General features: G+C 29.1%; 3 protein-coding genes. 2 read left to right on the top strand and 1 reads right to left on the bottom strand.

Going from position 1 to position 4,681, the window contains the following annotated elements; translation table 11 throughout:
• Positions 1-456 (top strand): helix-turn-helix domain-containing protein (locus QZU75_RS12415; protein WP_296884133.1); only part of this gene is annotated, 456 nt, incomplete at its 5' end.
• A 20-nt stretch (positions 457-476) separates the two neighbouring features.
• Positions 477-1,256 carry a transposase gene (locus QZU75_RS12420; RefSeq protein ID WP_296884134.1) on the top strand — a complete coding sequence of 260 codons (780 nt, stop codon included), beginning with the start codon at positions 477-479 and terminating at the stop codon, positions 1,254-1,256.
• A 75-nt stretch (positions 1,257-1,331) separates the two neighbouring features.
• Here QZU75_RS12420 and QZU75_RS12425 read toward each other — a convergent pair whose 3' ends face one another.
• The gene (locus tag QZU75_RS12425) at positions 1,332-4,505 is read right to left on the bottom strand and encodes a C1 family peptidase (RefSeq protein WP_296884135.1); all 3,174 of its coding nucleotides are present in this window, start codon (positions 4,503-4,505) and stop codon (positions 1,332-1,334) included.
• Positions 4,506-4,681: the final 176 nt, after the last annotated feature.

Consider the following 4,681-nt stretch of genomic DNA (forward strand, 5'->3'; position numbering starts at 1 on the left):
GGGATTATTTCTGAAATTCAAACGGAAATTAAAAAGTTGGAGAATGATACGCGAGTTTTAAATAAATTATATGTAATTTTAGATGTTTTACATGATGAACCAATAAATGATATCATAAATAAACATGGAATTAGTCAAGGAACAGCATATAATTGGATAAAACAATGGAATGATGGAGGAATGGAAGCATTAAGAAGAAAAAAAGGTTCCAAAGGTCAATCCAAACTAACAGACGAACAATATATAATTTTAGACAAAACTATTCAAGAAAAAAATTTAAAAACTGCAAAAGAAGTAAAACATCTGATTGAAACATTATTTGGGGTAGAATATAGTTTACGAAGTATAGAACGCATAATGAAGAAATTAGACTATACATACACTAAACCTTACAAAATATATGCTAAAATGCCAAAAGATGCTGAAGAACAGTTAAAAAAAACACCCGACATTTAGATTTAGAAAATTTCACTGTCGTGTTTTTAGACCAAACATACTGCCAAAATCAGGATAACAGCCAAAGATGTTATAATAAAAAAGGCACTAAAAACATAAAAATACAACCAACAACAAGATTATCCATAAATGCACTTGGAATACAAGCAATTAATGGAAAATCATTTATATCATTCTTAGATAATACAAAAACCTTTGAAATGATGAAATTTATGATAACCATCACTATTCAAAATATTGAAAGCAATGAATTAAAGACTAAATTAGAAAAAATATTATATAATAAAGATTTAGAATTAGAAAATATTTTAAATACTGTTAATACTAAAAAAAACTATGAAAAACTATTGTTAGCTTTAGAACTGTTATCTGAGAATAGTAATACATTCAAAAAATTATTCAAAAGACTTGTAAAAAATCCTTTAAATTTCAAAACCAAATCAAATCAAGTACTCGAAAATCTTCAAAAAGCAATGATATTATCTTATTTTTTTGATAAAAACTTACAACATCAATTAATTATAGAAAAACCAATAGCAATAATCTTAGATAACTACAGTGTCCATCATGCAATTGCTTTCACAGAATTATGCAATTTTTTAAACATGGATCTAATTCATTTACCTCCATATTCTCCAAAATATAATCCCATTGAACAAGTATGGAGAACAATAAAAGCCAAAATTTCAAGAAAATTCATAACAAGTATTGAACAATTAAAATATATCTTTGAAAACGAATTTAAACAAGTAATTGATAACAAAAGTTATTGGAAAAATTGGCTCTTGAAGTTCCTATAAAATTTTATAATTTTTAATGTCGTGAACTATATTCGTATCCTTGAGGTTAAAAAAATAAAAAATTAGAGGGATTATTCATTCCTCTTTGGCAGCGATAGTTATTTTGTTTGAAGTCATGGATGAACCATATTGGCTTGTTATAATATATTCTCCTGGCATTAAATTAATGTTTAATCTTGCTATTCCGTTTTCATCGGTTGCACGATTATAGAACACTCCATTAATATTGAATGTTATGTTAACGCCAGATCTAGGATTTCCTTTACCGTTAACAAGAGTTGCACTGAATTTGGATCCCTCCTTGTAAACCATGTTTAAATCTTCACCGGTCAGTACCGGCAATACTTTAATGGTATATGACATTTGAAGACCTGTTAATGGATCGATAGAGGTTAATATGTATTCGCCAGGGTTTAAATTAATGTTTAATTTGGCAATTCCATTTTCATCAGTCACGCGATCATAAAAGACTCCATTAATATTCATTTTAATGGTTTGACCTGCTACAGGATTTCCTTTACCGTCTATTAATTTAATGAAGAATTGTGATTCATTTCTGTAATATTTGACCAAATCATCACCAATCAATGTAGGCAATACCTTAATATTATTTTCAACGCTTGTTCCGTTGAATGTTGTTTTGATTTTGTAATTGCCGGGATTTAAGTTAATATTCATTGTAGCTATTCCTTTAGCATCACTGGTTCTTTCATATTTTCCGCCATTAATTTCAAAGGTCACAGTTTGATTAGCAACACCAATATTTGCTTTAAATTGTGAATCGTTTTTATAGATTTTCACTAAATCTTCAGTTAATATTGCTGCATCAATAGTATAAACTTTCAATGATACGGTTTCATCTTTTGGTCCTAAATCATAAAATCCTTTACCAAAATCAGCAAATGAAGTATTGTTTTCAAAGTATTGTCTTGAATCTTCTAGTATAGGAACATATTTTTTTGTCATTACTACTGTAAAGTTATCATTTTCTTCAATAGGGATGTTTTTGTCTAATTTAATGGTGTGATAACCTTTAAATGGAGCGGTTCCATTTTGTGATAATTTTAATTCATTATTCACATAAATTTTAAAGTTATATTTCTCACCATTTTCAAAGAAGTAAGTTCCAACTGCAGCTATTAAATCATCATCTAGGGCAGTATAACTATTTTTATAAGAAACGTTAATTCCTTTGTCTGATTCATAATATCTTATAGTTCCGCCTAAATCTGTTTGATAATTTTTATTATATGGCTCATTATTTTCAAAAATGTATCCTGTTGATACATCAGAAGTTGCAAAACCTGTATCATAATATGATATGTAATCATATCCCTGATCTCCGTGTTCAGTTCCATAACTGTTCTTTATAATCCATGCACCATCGCCCGGTGGAGTTACAAGGAAATTTTTAGCGGAATATGCATCATCCCATCCTACAAGGAAAACTGTATGGTTTGGTCTTCCTGTTTTGAAGAAGTATTGTGCAGAAGTATTTTTATTATAATATGGTGCTTCTAATTCGGAGTGAATCCCTACACTTAATCCACAATATTTTAATACTGCTTCTTTTATTGCATTGTTGTCGGTTAAATTTTTACGAGGATTAATGATTACCACATCCTGTATGTGGACATTTTCAGGGCTGCTGATAAATTGGGATATTTTTCCAATATCATCATATTCATCATCAAATTCATTAAGCATTCCAAGCCAATTTATAGCATAAGTAATTACTTGTGTATCTCCCCCGCCTTCTCGCATTTCCTTGTTTCCAAATTTGGAGTATTTTAACAGACTATTTTGAATATTATTTTCTGAAAAATCATATTCAATTCCAGTATATTTAATCAATGCAGATTCCATTGCTGCAGCAGGACCGAATGACCAGCATGCATTCATTGTATTCTGATTCTTAACTGAACTTACCCAACCCCAGTCACGTAAGTCAAATTTCTTAGGCAGTTTTGAAAAGATAATTGTGTCGTTTAATAGGTCTAATTGTTTTACTTTTTCAGCAACTATGCTTTTATAGTTGGTATCATTTAAACAATTTGTGTTATTAATATAAGTGTTATTTAAATAATATGTTTCAAGGAAAACGCCGTGAATAGCTTCGCCATTGTTTTTAAATAGTGATCCGGTAATATTCAAATCACTGTCATAACTGTATAGTCCATGTTTGGCATTGTCTATAAAATGGCTGTTGTAAGCGGTTAAAATAGATCTGTCGACATATATTCCGCCACCATGAACAAGTTCTTTTTCATCATATGTTAATTTATTATTTTCGATAAGTGTATTTCCAATTTGGTATTTACCGTTAGATAAATAAATTGCTCCACCATCATAAACTGCACGGTTATCCTTAAAAGTACTTTGAATTATAGCTCCATATCCACTTAAAATGATTAAAGCTCCACCAAATTCAGATGAACAATTTAAAAATTCACAATTTTTGATTAAACTTGTTCCAGTAATGTTATATAAAAATCCTGCTGTATCAATAAATACTGCACCTGCATTTTTGCTTGAAGTCACGTTTATAAAACTACAATTTTCTATAACTAATTCATCTAATTCTTTTATTGCAATAGCGCCAGCACTCAGTGTTGCATTTAAATTTATAAACTGAGAATTGGTAATATATGTTTTTCTATCATTATATATTGCAGTTGCAGATTTTGAGGTTGAATTGGCAAATATTGAATTGTTTATGCTTATTGCAGAAAGATAACCATATACCATAGCTTTTTGAAGTGTATTTGTGCTTTTAAAATATGATCCTTCTATATTAATTGTTGCTCCTTCACTGTAGATTGCATTACCTTCCGGAGCAGCATTATCAATAAATGTGGAGTTATTGATGGTAACTGTCTTTACTGCAGCTAATCCGCCTCCTCTGTTACTAGCATAATCATTTTTAAAAGTAATATTATTAAAAATTATATTTTTACCGAGAGATAGTATTCCTCCACCATATTCAGCATTTCCATTTATTATAACGAGATCGTTCACTGTCACATTTGTACCGTCAACTCTAAAAAGTCTTGATTCATTTTGTCCGTCAATCGTATGTCCATTACCATTAATTACAAAGTTTGTTTTGTTGACATAAACTCCTTTGGTATAATTTCCATCATCTGTTTGGCTATATGCATAATCTTGTGTTATTTCAAAAGTATCAGTACTTTTATCAATTTCCATTTCTAATTCTGAAAGGTTTCCTTCAGCAGAAACTGCACTCATTGATATAAATAACACAAGAAATATTAAAAATATCTTATATTTATTCAAAAGTTTACCCCCATTTTTTTTACATGTACAGAGTGTTGGCGGAAATTATTAGTTATTAATAACAGTTCAATTTTTTACTAATTTTTTACATTAATTTTAAATAAAGTTCAATTATAAACTTTCAATTT

Origin of the sequence: uncultured Methanobrevibacter sp., from assembly GCF_902764455.1 — an archaeon.
GTDB lineage: Archaea > Methanobacteriota > Methanobacteria > Methanobacteriales > Methanobacteriaceae > Methanocatella.

Excerpts from the sequence above, each read along its gene's own strand:
- QZU75_RS12425 (WP_296884135.1), bottom strand. The coding sequence starts at position 4,505 with ATGAGTGCAGTTTCTGCTGAAGGAAACCTTTCAGAATTAGAAATGGAA.